The sequence below is a fragment of the Streptomyces sp. IBSNAI002 genome, assembly GCF_052244475.1.
Classification (GTDB): Bacteria; Actinomycetota; Actinomycetes; order Streptomycetales; family Streptomycetaceae; genus Streptomyces.
In genome coordinates, this window is record NZ_JBQPXG010000002.1 from 3,252,489 (window position 1) to 3,268,437 (window position 15,949).

The 15,949-nt window shown below is 72.1% G+C and carries 12 protein-coding genes and 1 pseudogene; 7 read left to right on the plus strand and 6 right to left on the minus strand.

Annotation, left to right across the window (positions count from 1 at the left end):
• The first annotated feature begins 74 nt into the window (after window positions 1-74).
• On the plus strand, window positions 75-743 hold the full coding sequence (locus tag ACTVZO_RS15700; RefSeq protein WP_443298977.1) for a TetR family transcriptional regulator: 669 nt from the start codon (window positions 75-77) through the stop codon (window positions 741-743).
• Here the strand turns inward: ACTVZO_RS15700 and ACTVZO_RS15705 are convergent.
• Window positions 721-1,926: a cation:proton antiporter gene (locus ACTVZO_RS15705; protein ID WP_443303185.1), complete on the minus strand. Its 1,206-nt coding sequence runs from the start codon at window positions 1,924-1,926 to the stop codon at window positions 721-723. The two genes, ACTVZO_RS15700 and ACTVZO_RS15705, sit on opposite strands and share 23 nt — an antisense overlap.
• 163 nt (window positions 1,927-2,089) lie before the next feature.
• On the opposite strand from ACTVZO_RS15705, the gene ACTVZO_RS15710 reads away from it, so the two are divergent.
• Both ACTVZO_RS15710 and ACTVZO_RS15715 read left to right on the plus strand, forming a co-directional pair.
• A complete protein-coding gene (locus tag ACTVZO_RS15710) occupies window positions 2,090-2,323 on the plus strand; it encodes a heavy-metal-associated domain-containing protein (RefSeq protein WP_443303186.1) in 234 nt (77 codons plus the stop codon).
• A gap of 93 nt (window positions 2,324-2,416) precedes the next feature.
• Window positions 2,417-4,699, plus strand: coding sequence for a heavy metal translocating P-type ATPase (locus tag ACTVZO_RS15715; protein WP_443298978.1), 2,283 nt, complete (start codon window positions 2,417-2,419; stop codon window positions 4,697-4,699).
• Window positions 4,700-5,097: 398 nt separating this feature from the next.
• On the opposite strand, the gene ACTVZO_RS15720 is transcribed toward ACTVZO_RS15715, so the two are convergent.
• Entirely contained in the window at window positions 5,098-6,387 is a 1,290-nt protein-coding gene (locus ACTVZO_RS15720; protein WP_030229520.1) for a citrate synthase, read from the minus strand.
• Between the two features lie 182 nt (window positions 6,388-6,569).
• On the minus strand, window positions 6,570-8,828 hold the full coding sequence (gene recD2 / locus ACTVZO_RS15725; protein WP_443298979.1) for an SF1B family DNA helicase RecD2: 2,259 nt from the start codon (window positions 8,826-8,828) through the stop codon (window positions 6,570-6,572).
• A 279-nt stretch (window positions 8,829-9,107) separates the two neighbouring features.
• On the opposite strand from recD2, the gene ACTVZO_RS15730 reads away from it, so the two are divergent.
• Together ACTVZO_RS15730 and ACTVZO_RS15735 are read left to right on the plus strand one after the other, a co-directional pair.
• Window positions 9,108-9,638, plus strand: coding sequence for a DUF937 domain-containing protein (locus ACTVZO_RS15730; protein WP_443298980.1), 531 nt, complete (start codon window positions 9,108-9,110; stop codon window positions 9,636-9,638).
• Window positions 9,639-9,689: 51 nt separating this feature from the next.
• Window positions 9,690-10,192 (plus strand): annotated as a pseudogene (locus ACTVZO_RS15735) (GNAT family N-acetyltransferase); the annotation flags it as partial.
• Here ACTVZO_RS15735 and ACTVZO_RS15740 read toward each other — a convergent pair.
• On the minus strand, window positions 10,098-11,078 hold the full coding sequence (locus ACTVZO_RS15740; protein ID WP_443298981.1) for an EamA family transporter: 981 nt from the start codon (window positions 11,076-11,078) through the stop codon (window positions 10,098-10,100). The pseudogene ACTVZO_RS15735 and the gene ACTVZO_RS15740 sit on opposite strands and share 95 nt — an antisense overlap.
• 100 nt (window positions 11,079-11,178) lie before the next feature.
• On the opposite strand from ACTVZO_RS15740, the gene ACTVZO_RS15745 reads away from it, so the two are divergent.
• Together ACTVZO_RS15745 and ACTVZO_RS15750 are read left to right on the plus strand one after the other, a co-directional pair.
• On the plus strand, window positions 11,179-12,135 hold the full coding sequence (locus ACTVZO_RS15745; RefSeq protein ID WP_443298982.1) for a LysR substrate-binding domain-containing protein: 957 nt from the start codon (window positions 11,179-11,181) through the stop codon (window positions 12,133-12,135).
• Between the two features lie 55 nt (window positions 12,136-12,190).
• Complete coding sequence (locus ACTVZO_RS15750) at window positions 12,191-13,969, plus strand: glycoside hydrolase family 3 protein (RefSeq protein ID WP_443303187.1); 1,779 nt, start codon at window positions 12,191-12,193, stop codon at window positions 13,967-13,969.
• 66 nt (window positions 13,970-14,035) lie between these two features.
• Here ACTVZO_RS15750 and ACTVZO_RS15755 read toward each other — a convergent pair whose 3' ends face one another.
• Together ACTVZO_RS15755 and ACTVZO_RS15760 are read right to left on the minus strand one after the other, a co-directional pair.
• Window positions 14,036-15,469: an aminopeptidase gene (locus ACTVZO_RS15755; protein WP_443298983.1), complete on the minus strand. Its 1,434-nt coding sequence runs from the start codon at window positions 15,467-15,469 to the stop codon at window positions 14,036-14,038.
• Window positions 15,470-15,552: 83 nt separating this feature from the next.
• Window positions 15,553-15,924 carry a hypothetical protein gene (locus tag ACTVZO_RS15760; protein WP_443298984.1) on the minus strand — a complete coding sequence of 124 codons (372 nt, stop codon included), beginning with the start codon at window positions 15,922-15,924 and terminating at the stop codon, window positions 15,553-15,555.
• Window positions 15,925-15,949: the final 25 nt, after the last annotated feature.

Genomic DNA, 15,949 nt, shown 5'->3' on the forward strand with positions numbered 1-15,949 from the left:
ATCGCTCGCGTTCTCTCAGAATGCGAGCGATCACTCGCGTTTGTCAATCACCCACGGGAAGCAAGGGATTGGACATGCCGGGAACTCCCAGGGGCACATCAGATGAAAGTACGGAAAAGGGAGAAACCGCCGCACCGCGCCGCCGCCAGGCACGGGGCGAGCGCCGGGTTTCCCAGCTCCTCGCCGCCGCCGCCGGGGTGTTCTGCCGTACCGGCTACGCCGCGGCCAGCACCAATGCCATCGCCCGCGAGGCGGGCGTCTCGCCGGGCACGCTCTACCAGTTCTTCCCGAACAAAGAGGCCATCGCGGTCGAGCTCGGCGGCCAGCTGCTCCAGCGCGCCCACGAGACGCACGGCCAGGCCTTCCTGCCCGAGAACCTCCAGCGGCCGCTGCCCGAGCTGCTGGACGCCGTACTGGACCCGGTCATCGCCTTCAACTGCGAGAACCCGGCCTTCTGGGCGCTCATGCACGGCTCCGGCATCCCGGGCGCCGTGAACCAGGAGCACGAGGAGCTGCACTCCGGCCTGCTCGTCCGGGTCGAGGGCGTACTGCACTCCTTCTGCCCGCGGGCCACGCCCGCCGAGCTCACCCACACCTCGAACATGGTCCTGGGCATCTTCAAGTCCTCGCTGGACCTGATCCTGGCCCACGAGGGCGCCGAACGCGCCGCGTACACCGCCGAGCTGAAGACCGTACTGCTGCGCTACCTGGAGCCGATGGTCACCACGACTCGCTCGCCCTGACCCGCTCCCGGATCCGGTTCCCGGCCCGCAGCCGCAGCCCCGCCAGCGGGAACACCAGCACGGACAGCATCCCGGCGCCCACCAGCGCCGCCGCCTCGCCCGGCTCCACCTGCCCGGCCTCCACCCCCAGCGTGGTGATCGCGACCACCAGCGGCAGCGCGGTGGACCCGAACAGCACCAGCGCCGACCTGTCCCGCCGCCCCAGGTCCCGCGGGGCCAGCAGCCACATCGGCAGACCCCGCACCAGCAGGAAGAGCAGCAGGAACACCGGCAGCAGCAGGAGCTCCCGGCCACCCCCGAGCAGCGCCTCCAGGTCGAACTCGATCCCGGTGACCACGAAGAACAGCGGCACCAGGAAGCCGAAGCCCATGGCCTCGACCTTCGACAGCACGGTCCCGCTGCTCTCCGGCGCGGCCCCCTGCAGCACCAGCCGGGTCACCAGGCCGGCCGCGAAGGCCCCGAGCAGGATGTCGAGCCCCAGCACCTGGGCCAGCCCCAGCATCCCCACCAGCAGCAGCACCACCAGCCGCACCGCGAACTGGGCACTGCTGTGCAGGGTCTTGGCGATGACGTTCGAGAACCAGGGCGGCTTGGGCCGCAGCGCCCAGAACACGGCCGCCGCCGTCAGCACCGCGAAGGCCGCCAGCAGCGCCGCCGAGCGCCCCGGGGCGCGGCCGCTCAGCAGCAGCGCCATGGCGATGATCGGCCCGAACTCGCCGATCGCCCCCATCGCCATCATCACGGAGCCGAACCGGTTCCGCAGGTCCCCGGCGTCGCGCAGCACCGGCAGGATCGCGCCGAGCGCGGTGCTGGTGAGCGCGGTGCCGACGTAGACCCCCTTGTCGAAGCCGCCGCCGTGGGCGAGCAGGGTGCCGATGCCCAGCCCCAGCGCGAGGGCGATCAGCCACGCCCACACCGACCGCTTGAGGGTGTTCCCCCTGACCTGGTCGAACTCGATCTCGTAACCGGCCAGGAAGATCAGCATCGCGAGCCCGAGCTGGCTCAGCACGTCGATGACCTGCCCGGTGTGGGCCCACCCGAGCACGTCCGGCCCGATCAGGATGCCGAGCAGGATCTCGAAGATCACCAGCGGTACGGGCAGCCAGCGCGAGATCCCGTAGGCGAGCAGGGGCGCCAGGACGGCCATGGCCGTGATCAGAACGAAGGTTCCCGGATGATCCATATAGGTCATTTACGTATGATTCGCCCTGTCCGGCCACCCCAAATGAACGGGCGCGGATGCTCGCATCCATACCCCCTAGGGGTATAGTCTCGAAGTGTCGGGAGGACGGTGGAGCGACTCGCCGCCCCCGGCGACCGCACACGCCCTCGAAGAGGAGAACGACATGACCGCCGAGACGGACACCCAGACCACCACCGTCTACCGGGTGACCGGCATGACCTGTGGGCACTGCGAGGGCGCGGTGACCACCGAGCTCTCCGCGCTGCCGGGCGTCAGCTCGGTCAAGGCCGTCGCCGCGACCGGCGAGGTCACCGTGACCTCCGCCGCCCCGCTGGCCGACGAGGACGTACGCGCCGCCGTGGACGAGGCGGGCTACGAGTTCACCGGCCGGGTCTGAGCCGGCCCCTCCCCTTCGGCAGCACCCCGCCGGGGCGTGCCGGCCAGCTCATACTGGTTCCGTACGCCCCGGCCCTCCCCCTGGAGCCGGAACATGACCAGCACAGTCCACGACGGGCCCATAACGGCGGTCGAACTCTCGATCGGCGGAATGACCTGCGCCTCCTGCGCGGCCCGCATCGAGAAGAAGCTGAACCGGATGGACGGCGTCACCGCCACGGTGAACTACGCCACCGAGAAGGCGAAGATCTCGTACGCGGCCGACGTCCGGGTCGCCGATCTCATCGCGACCGTCGTGAAGACCGGGTACACCGCCGAGGAGCCCCCGCCGCCGGAGCCCGAACCGGAAGGGCCCCCCGGCACCGCGGAGGGCGAGAGGACCGCGGAAGGCGCCGCGGAGGTACGGGACCCCGCGCTGGCCGCCCTGCGCCAGCGGCTGCTCGTCTCTGCCGGGCTCGCCCTCCCCGTCGTCCTGCTCGCCATGGTCCCGGCCCTCCAGTTCGACAACTGGCAGTGGCTCTCGCTGACCCTCGCCGCGCCCGTCGTCGTCTGGGGCGGCCTCCCCTTCCACAAGGCCGCCTGGACCAACGCCCGGCACGGCGCCGCCACCATGGACACCCTGGTGTCGGTCGGCACCCTCGCCGCCTTCGCCTGGTCCCTGTGGGCCCTGTTCTTCGGTCACGCGGGCATGCCCGGCATGCGGCACGGCTTCGACCTGACCATCTCGCGGACCGACGGCTCCTCCGCCATCTACCTGGAGGTCGCCGCCGGCGTCGTCGGCTTCATCCTGCTCGGCCGCTACCTGGAGGCCCGCTCGAAGCGGAAGGCGGGCGCGGCCCTCAGGGCCCTGCTGGAACTGGGCGCCAAGGACGTCGCCGTGCTGCGCGGGGGCCGGGAGGTCCGCGTGCCGGTGGGCTCGCTCGCGGTCGGCGACCGGTTCGTGGTCCGCCCCGGCGAGAAGATCGCCACCGACGGCACCGTCGTCGAGGGCGGCTCCGCCGTGGACGCCTCCATGCTCACCGGCGAGTCCGTCCCCGTCGAGGTCTCCGTCGGCGACTCCGTCACCGGCGCCACCGTCAACGCGTCCGGCCGGCTGGTGGTCGAGGCCACCCGGATCGGCGCCGACACCCAGCTCGCCCGGATGGCCCGGCTGGTCGAGGACGCGCAGAACGGCAAGGCCGAGGTCCAGCGCCTCGCCGACCGGATCTCCGCGGTCTTCGTGCCCGTGGTGCTGCTGCTCGCCCTCGGCACCTGGCTCACCTGGCTGCTGATCACCGACGACCCCACCGCCGCCTTCACCGCCGCCGTGGCCGTCCTGATCATCGCCTGCCCGTGCGCCCTGGGCCTGGCCACCCCGACCGCGCTGATGGTCGGCACGGGCCGCGGCGCGCAGCTGGGCATCCTGATCAAGGGGCCGGAGGTGCTGGAGTCCACCCGCCGCGTGGACACCGTCGTCCTGGACAAGACCGGGACCGTCACCACCGGACGGATGACCCTGGTCGGCGTGCACCCCGGCGAAGGGGTCGACGAGCGGGAACTCCTGCGTCTCGCGGGCTCCCTGGAGCACGCCTCGGAGCACCCGATCGCCCGCGCCATCGCCACGGGGGCCGCCGAGCGGGTGGGCGAACTGCCGGTGCCCGAGGGGTTCGAGAACCTCGCGGGGCTCGGCGTCCAGGGCGTGGTAGACGGGCACGCCGTCCTGGTGGGCCGCGAACAGCTGCTGGCGGACTGGTCGATCGCCCTGCCGGCCCCGCTCGCGCGGGCCAAGTCGGCCGCCGAGGCCGCGGGCGCCAGCGCCGTCCTGGTGGCCTGGGACGGCGCCGCACGCGGAGTGCTGACCGTGGCCGACGCGGTCAAGGAGAGCAGCGCCGAGGCGGTCGCCCGGCTGCGGGCGCTCGGCCTGACCCCGGTCCTGCTGACCGGCGACAACAAGGCCGTCGCCGAGACGGTGGCGCGCGAGGTCGGCATCGACGAGGTGATCGCCGAGGTGCTCCCGCAGGACAAGGTGGACGTCGTACGCCGCCTCCAGGCGCAGGGCCGTACGGTCGCGATGGTCGGCGACGGGGTCAACGACGCGGCCGCACTCGCCCAGGCCGACCTGGGCCTGGCCATGGGCACCGGGACGGACGCCGCGATCGAGGCGGGCGACCTGACCCTCGTACGGGGCGACCTGCGGGTGGCGGCGGACGCGATCCGGCTGTCCCGGCGGACCCTGGCCACCATCAAGGGCAACCTGTTCTGGGCCTTCGGGTACAACGTGGCGGCCCTGCCGCTGGCGGCCGCCGGGCTGCTCAACCCGATGATCGCGGGGGCCGCGATGGCCTTCTCTTCGGTCTTCGTCGTGACCAACAGCCTCCGGTTGCGGTCCTTCCGCTAGTGGATCGCCTTCGCATCGCCCACACACCTCCTTCACGGGAGACGCAGATCACAGTGATGCCAACGTAACCATCCGGGGTCGGCACGGGTCTAATGGGGCGGTGCCAGGAATGTCTTGGGGGACGTTCCACGGAGGTCTTGGGGGACGTCCGTGCGGCACCGGCCGGCCGGGACACGTTCCCGCGGGAGGCTTTGAGCGGCCCTCCCGACCCGAACGGGTCCCGGCACACACCGACGCCCCGGCTCGGGTCCCGTGGGGGGAATCCGTACCGGGGAAAGGAAAGCGCCCCGACCGTCGACCCGTGGGGGGATCGACGGCGGGGCGCTTTTCGCAAGCCTGGGCCGGTGTCCGTCCGAGCCGGGAATTCCGGCCCGGACGTCGGGTGCGAGGGCCTCGGGTCAGCGGGCCTCGACGGGCACGAAGTCGCGCAGGACCTCGCCCGTGTAGATCTGGCGCGGGCGGCCGATGCGGGAACCCGGCTCCTTGATCATCTCGTGCCACTGGGCGATCCAGCCGGGGAGCCGGCCGAGCGCGAAGAGCACGGTGAACATCTCGGTCGGGAAGCCCATCGCGCGGTAGATCAGACCCGTGTAGAAGTCCACGTTCGGGTAGAGGTTGCGCGAGACGAAGTACTCGTCGGCCAGCGCGTGCTCTTCCAGCTTCAGCGCGATGTCGAGCAGCTCGTCGCTCTTGCCGAGCGCCGACAGGACGTCGTGCGCCGCCGCCTTGATGATCTTCGCCCGGGGGTCGAAGCTCTTGTAGACGCGGTGTCCGAAGCCCATGAGGCGGACGCCGTCTTCCTTGTTCTTCACCTTGCGGATGAAGGCGTCGACGTCGCCGCCGTCGTTCTTGATGCCCTCGAGCATCTCCAGGACCGACTGGTTGGCGCCACCGTGCAGCGGACCCCACAGGGCCGAGATGCCGGCGGAGATCGAGGCGAACATGTTCGCCTGCGAGGAGCCGACCAGGCGCACGGTGGAGGTCGAGCAGTTCTGCTCGTGGTCCGCGTGCAGGATCAACAGCTTGTCGAGCGCCGAGACCACGACCGGGTCCAGGTCGTACTCCTGGGCCGGCACGGAGAAGGTCATGCGCAGGAAGTTCTCGACGTAGCCGAGGTCGTTGCGCGGGTAGACCACCGGGTGGCCGACCGACTTCTTGTACGCGTAGGCCGCGATCGTCGGGAGCTTGGCCAGCAGGCGGATCGTCGAGAGGTGGCGCTGCTTCTCGTCGAACGGGTTGTGGCTGTCCTGGTAGAACGTCGACAGCGCGCTGACCACGGAGGACAGCATCGCCATCGGGTGCGCGTCGCGCGGGAAGCCGTCGTAGAAGCGCTTCACGTCCTCGTGCAGCAGCGTGTGCTGGGTGATCTCGTTGCGGAACGACGCGAGCTGGTCGACGGTCGGCAGCTCACCGTTGATCAGCAGGTAGGCGACCTCGATGAAGGTCGAGCGCTCCGCCAGCTGCTCGATCGGGTAACCGCGGTAGCGCAGGATGCCCTGCTCACCGTCGAGGTAGGTAATCGCGGACTTGTAGGCCGCGGTGTTGCCGTAGCCGCTGTCCAGAGTGACGAGCCCGGTCTGGGCCCTCAGCTTCGAGATGTCGAAGCCCTGGTCACCGACGGTGCTCTCGACCACCGGGTAGGTGTATTCACCGTCCGCGTACCGGAGTACTACAGAGTTGTCGCTCACGTCATCCCTCACCGACGTAGTGCCTCTTCTTCGAGGTGCCCTGACTGCCTCTACCTTCCCCCATTTGGCGCAGGAGAGTGCACTCGGGGTCGGCCTTTGGTGCTTTCAACGGCACTCAGTGCCGTCAAGCTGCTCATCCTGCCCCCTCCGCACCGGTCGTGGAACCCCAAATGATCGATCATCTAGGTGATGTTTCCCACCGGTATCCGGCCGGACAGCCTGGGTGCGACCGCCGTGTACCTCCTGCCTGCGGAAACGGTACGCACCGCCTGACCGAGGGCTTTGCGGGACCCGACGAGCACGACGAGTTTCTTCGCCCTGGTCACCGCCGTGTAGAGGAGATTTCGCTGGAGCATCATCCAAGCCCCCGTGGTGACCGGGATCACCACCGCCGGATATTCACTCCCCTGGGAGCGGTGGATGGTGACGGCGTACGCGTGCGCCAGCTCGTCGAGCTCGGAGAACTCGTACGCGATCTCCTCGTCCTCCTCCGTGCGTACGGTCAGGCGCTGTTCGACCGGATCGAGCCCGGTGACGACCCCGACCGTGCCGTTGAAGACGCCGTTGGCGCCCTTCTCGTAGTTGTTCCGGATCTGGGTGACCTTGTCACCCACCCGGAAGACCCGGCCGCCGAACCTCTTCTCGGGCAGGTCCGGCCGGGCGGGCGTCATGGCCTGCTGGAGCAGGCCGTTGAGGTTTCCGGCGCCGGCCGGGCCGCGGTGCATGGGCGCGAGCACCTGGACGTCCCGCCGCGGGTCGAGCCCGAACCTGGCCGGGATCCGCCGGGCCGCCACATCCACCGCGAGCACGCCCGCAGCCTCGGTGTCCTCCTCGGGGAACAGGAAGAAGTCCGGCAGCCCGTCGGTGATCGGCTGCACGCCGGTGTTGATCCGGTGGGCGTTGGTGACCACGCCCGACTGCTGGGCCTGCCGGAAGATCCGGGTCAGCCGGACCGCGGGCACCGGGCCGCCCTCGGCCAGCAGATCGCGCAGCACCTCGCCGGCGCCGACCGAGGGCAACTGGTCGACGTCCCCGACCAGCAGCAGGTGGGCGCCCGGAGCCACCGCCTTGACCAGCTTGTTGGCGAGCAGCAGGTCCAGCATCGAGGCCTCGTCGACGACGACCAGGTCCGCGTCCAGCGGCCGTTCGCGGTCGTACGCCGCGTCCCCGCCGGGTTTGAGCTCCAGCAGCCGGTGCACCGTGGAGGCCTCGGCCCCGGTGAGCTCGGCCAGCCGCTTCGCCGCCCGGCCGGTGGGGGCCGCGAGCACCACCTTGGCCTTCTTGGCCCGGGCCAGCTCGACGATGGAGCGCACGGTGAAGGACTTGCCGCAGCCGGGGCCGCCGGTCATGACGGCCACCTTGCGGGTCAGCGCGAGCCGGACCGCGTCCCGCTGTTCGGGCGCCAGGGTGGCTCCGGTCCGCCCGGCGAGCCAGCCCAGCGCCTTGTCCCAGTCCACGTCCCGGAATCCGGGCATCCGGTCTTCTTCGGCGCGCAGCAGCCGGCGCACCTGTCCGACCAGCGACAGCTCGGCGCGGTGGAAGGGCACCAGGTACACGGCGGTCAGCGGGTCCGGCCCGCCCTGCGGATCGGGCACGGACTCCCGTACGACGCCCTCCGGATCGGCGGCGAGTTCGGCCAGGCAGTCGATGACCAGCCCGGTGTCGACCTGGAGCAGCTTGACCCCGTCGGCGATGAGCCGGTCCTCGGGCAGGAAGCAGTGCCCCTGGTCGGTGGACTGGGACAGGGCGTACTGGAGCCCGGCCTTGACCCGCTCGGGGCTGTCGTGCGGGATGCCGACGGCCTGGGCGATGCGGTCGGCGGTGAGGAAGCCGATGCCCCACACGTCGGCGGCGAGCCGGTAGGGCTGGTTCTTCACCACCGAGATGGAGGCATCGGCGTACTTCTTGTAGATGCGCACGGCGATGGAGGTGGAGACGCCGACGCCCTGGAGGAACACCATGACCTCCTTGATGGCCTTCTGCTCCTCCCAGGCGGCCCCGATCATCCCGGTCCGCTTGGGGCCGAGCCCGGGCACCTCGATCAGCCGCTTCGGCTCGTCCTCGATGACGTCGAGGGTGTCGAGGCCGAAGTGCTCCACGATCCGGTCGGCGATCTTCGGGCCGATGCCCTTGATCAGGCCGGAGCCGAGGTAGCGGCGGATGCCCTGGATGGTGGCGGGCAGCAGGGTGGAGTAGTTCTCGACGGTGAACTGCCTGCCGTACTGGGGGTGGGAGCCCCAGCGCCCCTCCATGCGCAGCGATTCGCCGGGCTGGGCGCCCAGCAGGGCGCCGACCACGGTGAGGAGGTCACCGGCGCCGCGGCCGGTGTCGACGCGGGCGACCGTGTAGCCGCTGTCCTCGTTGGCATAGGTGATGCGCTCGAGCACCCCCTCGACCACCGCCAGTTGCACGGGCTGCGCCTGCGCCCCGTTCGTTGCCATGCCCCGAAACTACCGTCCCGCGCCGACAGCGCGGCAGGCCTGTGGACGGAGCCCCCCGGGAGACCAGAAGGGGGTCCGGCCTCGCGGCCGGACCCCCTCACGGTTACCCCTCCCTCGTCGGACTTCCCGATCCCCCCAGATCCCCTCCCGGAAGTGCCGACGCACCATACGACCCGCGATACCGGCGGAGGGTTGCACCGGGAAGCGGAGCTTTATGTTTCCGTTACCCAACTCCCACCCGAGGTGCCGTCAAATCTGCACAGAAGTAGCGTTTCAGGCATGAGCGAATCCTCATTCCAAGACGACGTGCTGGGCGAGCTCGGCGACGACAAGCTGACCGAGATCGCCGGACTGCTCGGCACCGACACCGCCGGCGCCCGCGACACCGTCGCGCAGACGGTGGGCGCGATGACCGGCAGCCTCCAGGAGAAGGCCGCCGCCGATGACGACGACGAGGTCCGGCAGGCCGTCGCGGAGGCGGCCGAGCCGCCGCTGCAGGGCATCGCCACGCTCGGCGGCGGCCTGCTGGGCGGCGGGCTGATGGCCGGGGTGCTCGCCAAGGTGAGCAAGCCCGTGGCCGACGCCGTCTCGAAGAAGACCGGTATCCCCGCCCCCACCATCAGCCGGGTCATCGAGCTGCTGATCCCGGTGCTGCTGGCCGTCTTCGCCAAGCGCGCGGCCGCCGGCAAGGGCGCGGGCGCCGGTGCCGGTGCCGGTGCCGGTACGGCCGCCCCGGCCCCCGGCGCGGCCCCCGGGCAGGGCGGCGGCCTCGGCGACCTCCTGGGCCAGATCCTCGGCGGCAAGAAGTAACCCGTTCGGCGGTACGCGCCGACCCGGGCCGCCTAAAGTTGGCGCATGGCTGAAAGCGTGCGGCTGCGGGACCCGGCACCGGGAGACCTGGGGTGGATCGTGCAGCGCCACGGCGCGCTGTACGCCGCCGAGTACGGCTGGAACGCCGACTTCGAGGGCATGGTCGCCCGGATCGTCGCAGACTTCGCCGAGGACCACGACCCTTATCTGGAACGGGCCTGGATCGCCGAGCCGACGGGCGTCCCGTCGGCTCGGTGATGTGCGTGCGCGAGGACGCCGCGGCCGGCACCGCCCGGCTGCGGCTGCTCCTGGTCGACCCGGAGGGGCGCGGGCTCGGCATCGGCACCCGACTCGTCGCCGCGGTCGTCGACTTCGCCCGCTCGGTCGGCTACCGCGAGCTGATGCTGTGGACCAACGACGTGCTGACCGACGCCCGCGAGCTGTACCTGAGGGCCGGGTTCACCCTGATCGCGGAGCGGCCGCACCGGGCGTACGGGGTGGACCTGACGGGACAGGACTGGCGGCTGCCGCTCCAGGAGAACCAGCCGCGGTGACCCCACCCCGCCGGGGCGTACGCGCGGACGGACGCGCCGGCGCCCGCGAGGTCAGGGCCACCCCGCCGACCAGCAGTACGGCGGCCAGCCAGCGCAGCCCCGAGACGGACTCCCCGAGCACCAGCGCCGCAGAGGACATCCCGAACACCGGGACCAGCAGCGAGAAGGGCGCCACCGAGGAGGCCGGGTAGCGGCGCAGCAGGTAGCCCCAGGCGCCGAAGCCGAAGACGGTGGACACCCAGGCCACGTAGCCGATGACGGCCGCCCCCGACCAGTCCAGGGCGCGCAGCGCGGCCAGGTCCCGCTCGGGGCCCTCCAGCAGCAGCGAGAGCCCGAAGAGCGGCAGCACGGGCACCGTGCACACCCAGACCATGAAGTTCAGCGCGTCGGGCGGGGACGCCTTGCGGGTCAGCACGTTGGAGACGCCCCAGCAGGCGGCGGCCGCGACGACCAGGGTGAAGCCGAGCACCGGTCCGGACGTCCCGCCGTCCACGGCGGCCACCGCGATCCCGGCGAGCGTCACGCACATCCCCAGCAGCCGTGTCCGGCCCGGCCGTTCGCGCAGCAGGAGCGCGGCGAGGACGGCGGTGAAGACGGCCTGGACCTGGAGCACGAGGGACGACAGCCCGGCCGGCATCCCCGCGGCCATGCCGGTGAAGAGCAGGCCGAACTTGGCGATGCCCAGGGCCAGGCCCACCCCGATGATCCACTTCCAGGCGACCTTGGGAGGCCCGACGAAGAACACGGCGGGCAGGGCGGCGACGAGGAAGCGCAGGGCGGACAGCAGCAGCGGCGGGAAGTGGCCGAGCCCGATCTCGATGACGACGAAGTTGAAGCCCCAGACGGCGGCGACGAGCACGGCGAGTGCGGTGTGTACGGGACGCATGCTCCGAGCATCGACTGCCTGACCATGTAGCACCAGCGCGGATCGCTTCCGGGATGGATGAAGCATTGCTTACGGATGACCGGGGTGCCACGATGGAGGCATGCTCGATCTCGCCCGGTTGCGCGCCCTGCACGCCGTCTCCGTCCACGGCTCGGTCGCGGGAGCCGCCGCCGCCCTCGGATACACCCCCTCCGCGGTCTCGCAGCAGATCTCCAAGCTGGAGCGGGAGACCCGCACCACCCTGCTCGAACGGCGCGGACGCGGGGTGGCCCTCACCGAGGAGGCCCGGCACCTGGCCGACACCGCCCAGGAGTTGCTGGCCATCGTGGAACGCGCCGAGACCACCCTGGAGGAGCGCCGGGGGCAGCCCGGCGGGCTGCTGACGGTGGCCGCGTTCGCCTCGGCGGCGCGCGGGCTGCTGCCCGGGGTGCTGGCCGATCTGGCCCGCCGCCATCCGGCGCTCGACGTACGCCTCACGGAGGTGGACCCGCACCTGTCGGTGGAGCTGGTGGCCCGCGGCGTCACCGATCTGGCGGTGGCCCACGACTGGGACATCGCCCCGCTGCCGGCCCCCGAGGGGATCGAACAGGCGGTGATCGGGGACGACCTCTGCGATCTGGTGGTGCCGGCCGGACATCCCTTCACCACGCGCGAGACCATCCTGCGGGCCGACCTCGGCGGCCAGCGCTGGGTGTGCCAGCCGCCGGGGCGGGTCTGCCACGACTGGCTGATGCGGACCCTGCGCACGGCCGGCCTCGAGCCGGACATCGCGCACGTGGCGGAGGAGAACCACACGATCGTCGCCCTGGTCGCGGCCGGGCTCGGGGTGGCCGTCGTACCGCGGCTGGGCACCGGCGCGCTGCCGCCCGGCGCGGTGGCCGTCCCGCTGGAGCCGGGCCCGGTGCGCCGGCTGTACGCGCTGTGGCGGACGGGGGCGGCCCGCCGCCCGGCGATCACCGAGGCCGTCCGGACGCTCCAGGAGCACTGGCCCGCACGATCAGGTCATCCGGGGGAACTCCCGAGTGTCCCTCCCCCGGCGGCCGCGGCCCCGCAGTAGGGTCCGGCGCGTGCCGAACCACGCCTCACGCCGGACCCTGCTCGCCGCGGCCGCCATGGCCGCCGTCGCGGGCGCCGGGGCCGCCACCGCCACCGCGGGCGCCGACCGCACCGCGGACGCCGGGCGCACCACGGACGACGGGCGGGCCCCCGGGCGCGCCCCCGCCCGGCCGGTTCGCCGCCTGCTCGACCGGATGGGCCTCGCCGAGAAGGTCGGGCAGCTCTTCGTGTCCCGCGCGTACGGGCACTCGGCGACCGAGCCGGACCCGGCGGACGCCGAGAAGAACCTGGAGCTGTTCGGGGTGCGCACCGCGGCCGAGCTGGTCTCCCGCTACCACCTGGGCGGGATCATCTACTTCGCCTGGGCCCACAACACCCGCAGCCCGCACCAGATCGCCGCGCTCTCGGCCGGCCTCCAGCAGGCCGCCCTCGCCTCCGGCCCCGGCATCCCGCTGCTGCTCTCCACGGACCAGGAGCACGGCGCGGTGGCCCGCGTCGGCAAGCCCGCGACCCTGCTCCCGGGGGCGATGGCGCTCGGCGCCCAGCACCGCGCGACCGGTTCCACCGCCGACGCCCGGCGGGCCGCGCGCATCGCGGGCACCGAGCTGGCGGCCATGGGCATCCGGCAGGATTACGCGCCGGTGGCGGACGTCAACGTGAATCCGGCCAATCCGGTGATCGGCGTACGGTCCTTCGGCGCCGACCCCGGTGCGGTGGCGGAGCTCGTCGCCGCCCAGGTCCGCGGCTACCAGGCGGCCGGCGTCGCGGCGACCGCGAAGCACTTCCCGGGGCACGGGGACACCGAGACCGACAGCCATGTCGGGCTGCCGGTGATGCGGCACAGCCGGGCCGTCTGGGAGGAGCTGGACGAACCGTCGTTCAGGGCCGCGGTGGAGGCGGGCGTGGACGCGGTCATGACGGCCCACATCGTCTTCCCGGCGCTGGACCCCTCCGGGGATCCGGCGACCCTGTCCCGGCCGATCGTGACCGGCATCCTGCGCGAACGCCTGGGCTTCCGGGGGGTGGTGGTCACCGACGCCCTCGACATGGCCGGGGTCCGGCAGAAGTACGGGGACGACCGGGTGCCGGTGCTGGCCCTGCTCGCGGGCTGCGACCAGCTGCTGAACCCGCCGGACCTGGGGCTCGCCCACCGCAGCGTGCTGGCGGCCGTGGAGAGCGGCGAGCTGACGGAGGAGCGGATCGACGAGTCCGTGCTGCGGATCCTGGAACTGAAGGCGCGCCGGGGCCTGTTCGACGGGGCGGGCGCCCCGGCCGGGACGGTGGACGGGAGCGTCGGCATCCCGGAGCACCTCGCGGCCGCCGCCGCGATCGCCGAGGGCACGACCACCGTCCTGGCCAATCCGGCCGGGCTGCTGCCGCTGGACGCCGCGGCCGCTCCCCGGCTGCTGGTCACCGGGACGGACCCGGTGTCGCCCAGCGGCACCACGGGGCCCCCGACGGCCGTCCTGGCGCGGGAGCTGACCGCCCTGGGCTGCCGGGCCACGGCCCTGCCGCCCGCCCGCGCGGCGGCCGCCGCGCCCGGTCACGCGGCGGTGCTGGTGTGCACGAACAACGTGCCCGAGGGCGAGAGCCCGCAGCGCACGCTGGTGGCCGGCCTGCTGGCCACCGGAGTGCCGGTGGTCGTGGTCGCGATCCGCAATCCGTACGACACGGCCCGGCTGCCGGCGTGTGCGGCGGAGGTGGCGACCTACACCTGGGGGGACGCGGAGATGCGGGCGGCCGCCCGGGTGCTCACCGGTGCGGTGCGGCCGGCCGGCCGCCTTCCGGTCCCGGTCCCGGGCCGCTACCCGCTGGGCCACGGGGTGACGTACTAGACGCCACCCCGTCACCCGCGGCGGACCGGGGGCCGGGGGCCGGGGGCCGGGGGCCGGGCCAGGAGGCTACGGCCGCAGCTGCGGCTCGCGCTCCAGGTCGCGCTGGTCGAGCGTGGCGTCCGGCGCGGCCAGCGGCGCCGCCTTCGCCTCGTCGGCGATCGCGGCGGCCGGGGCGACCCCGGCCCACTGGAGGATCTTCGCGGTCGCCAGGGCCTTCTCGCCCTCGAGGAGCTGGGCGACGTTGGCCCCGTGGTTGGCGCCCGGCGCGATCATCACGTGGCTGTCGCGCGCCCCGTACCCGATGCGGAACGGCTCGGCGCCCCACGGGTCGTTCTGCCCGTACACGAACAGCATCTGGTTCGCGTTGTCACGCACCCAGCCGTCGATGTCCTTCATGGCTCCCGGCTGGAAGGTCATGGGGATGTCGCGGGGCACGAAGTTGCGCGGCGGCTGGTAGCCGTAGCGGCTCAGGCCCTTGAGGTGGGGCTGCTTGATGTCGGGCGAGCCGAGCTGGGTGCCGGCCTGGTAGTAGTACGGCGTGTACGTGGCCAGGCCCTGGTCGGCGTAGGCGGAGAAGCCCGAGATCGCGTCGATCGTGTCCCAGATCTCCTGGTCGCTCGCGGTGGCGGCGGCCGGGATCGAGGCGCAGTCGGCGAGCAGGCTGTACTGCCAGAAGGCCCACACGTAGTCCAGCACGACGGCCTCGTAGGCCTTGTCGAGGTTGCCGACGGTGGTGAAGGTCCAGCCGTTCTCGGCGGCGGCGGCCGCGTACTTGGCCTCCAGCGGCTCGCGGCGCACCAGCGCCTCGCGCTGCACGGCGTTCAGCCTGTCGCGGCACTCCTTGGTGCCGACCTTGGCGAAGAACCGGTCGTAGGCCGAGTCCTCGTTGTTGACGACGTCGTTCGGTGCGACGTACGCGACCACGCCGTCCATGTCGCGCGGGTAGAAGCGCTCGTAGTACGTCGCCGTCATTCCGCCCTTGCTGCCGCCCGTGGACAGCCAGTTCTTCGGGTAGATCTTCTTCAGCGCGCCGAAGATGCGGTGCTGGTCGCTGGCGGCCTGCCAGATGTCCAGGTTCCCCCAGTTGGCCGGGTCGGGCCGGGAGGGAGTGAAGAAGCGATACTCCATGGACACCTGGTTGCCGTCGATGATGGTCGTCGGCTCGCTGCGGCGCGGGTTGGTGTTGACGTTGTAGCCGGAGGTGAAGAACACCGTCGGGCGCGAGACGTCCTTGTGCAGCAGGGTCAGACGCTGCTTGAAGGTGCCCTTCCACGGCTTCCGGTGGTCGACCGGCTGCTCGTAGTTCAGTACGAAGAAGCGGTAGCCGGGGTACGGCTTCTCCTCTATCAGGCTCATGCCGGGAATGCCGAGGATCTGGTCCTTGATGTCCGTGGCGGCCGCGGGCCCCGCGGCGGTGGCCGCTTGTGCCGTGGAGCCGACCGCGCCCATGGTGCCGATCAGCATCACGAGCGACAGCAGCCATCCGAGCGTCTTGCGCATTCACCCTCCCCTTGAGTTCACTTCGGTCGCGGTGAACCTAACGGGTGAACATGCTGCTGAACAGACCTAGTTGGGCCGGTCCGTCAGCACAGGATCCAGCCGGATTCGGCCGATTCGGCCCCCACGCTCCCCTTTACATACACGCAGCGGCCGATCGCGCCCACGGTGACGGGACCGGCGTAATGGGTGAATCGCCCGATATCGCGGATCGGCGCACCGCCGCGGCCCTGGATGCTCACCGCCATCTCCCGCCGCTCACCGGGGGCCCGGGCCACGGTGAGCGCGCACGCGGCGGTGCGGCTCTTGTACACGCGCACCTCGCCCTCCGCGAGCGGCAGCGTCCTGGCCAGCCGGCCCGCGCAGGTGCCGCCGGCGGCCCCCTCCCCCGGCGCCGCCCACGCGGGCGGCGCGGCGAACAGCCCGCCGACGCCGAGCCACAGCGCGGTGGCGAACACCCCGAGGGCCGCGGCCCTCCGGCCG